This is a genomic window from Microbacterium sp. P5_B6, from assembly GCF_056400345.1.
This window is the reverse complement of sequence record NZ_JBFULL010000079.1, coordinates 1-989: the sequence shown is the minus strand read 5'-3', so window position 1 is coordinate 989 and position 989 is coordinate 1. Positions and strand designations below refer to the sequence as shown.

General features: G+C 61.0%; 1 protein-coding gene. It reads left to right on the top strand.

Going from position 1 to position 989, the window contains the following annotated elements:
• Nucleotides 1-372: 372 nt before the first annotated feature.
• On the top strand, nucleotides 373-989 hold a 617-nt coding region (locus tag AC1DP3_RS18325; RefSeq protein WP_477295805.1), incomplete at its 3' end, for a TIR domain-containing protein.

Sequence of the window (989 nt, the reverse complement as noted above, 5' to 3'; positions counted from 1 at the left end):
GTCCCAGCTCCTGAGAGCTGTTGATCCAGTTCTCCGTCTCGCCGGAACGAGTGGCGTCACATAGATCGAGTAGCCATCGGGGAGTCAGGGCAGTGTCAGCGGCAGCTCCGAACCGGTTAGCGCTGTGCGAACTCCAAAGGCCGCAGGTGACCTTGATGTCAGAAAAGTCCGCCGGGTCAATTTCGCCGGCTTGGCGCAGGACCGGCTTCCCCGGCACACGGATCGACTTAGGACGAGGGTCGACCATACAGGTTGAGCCGTCAGCTGTAGCCAGCCGGATCCTTCCCCTCTACGCATAGAGGGCGCAATCACTAGCATGAAGAACCTCGCTCCCAGTTGTCATCAGGAGCTCGAAGACTGTGGGGAGATTCCGTGGCGACTGCGAACTTCGACGCGTTCATTTCGTACTCACGTGTCCCGTCCGCGTCGCTCGCGCTCGCCGTGCACGACGGAATCGAGCGATTCGCCAAACCGTGGAATCGACAGCGTGTCAGTCGCGTGTTTCTCGACGATGCAAGCATGCCGGCCAGCGCGGCCCTTTGGTCAAACATCGAGGAAGGCTTGTCCCAGTCCGAGTGGCTCGTGCTCCTGGCCTCGCCGGAGGCCGCAGGTTCGGAATACGTCAATCGAGAGGTGGCTTGGTGGGTTGCAAATAGGAGCGCAGAGCGCATATTGCTAGTGCAGTCGAGCGGTGAGATCTCGTGGGACTCCCCTCGCAACGACTTTGACACCATCATCACCGATAGCATCCCTCCCCCGCTCCGTGGTGCCTTTGAAGAAGAGCCTCGCTGGATCGACATGCGGTGGTTCGCGGATGAGGGAGCCGCGGGCACGCAAGACCCGCGATTCACGGAACGCATTGCTGATCTCGTTGCGACCATCCGTGACATCGATCGCGATGCACTCATCGGAGAGAGTGTGCGCGAGCACCGTCGTAGCCGACGATTGGCGCGAAGTGCGATCTCGGCGCTGGCGGTCCTACTAGTGGC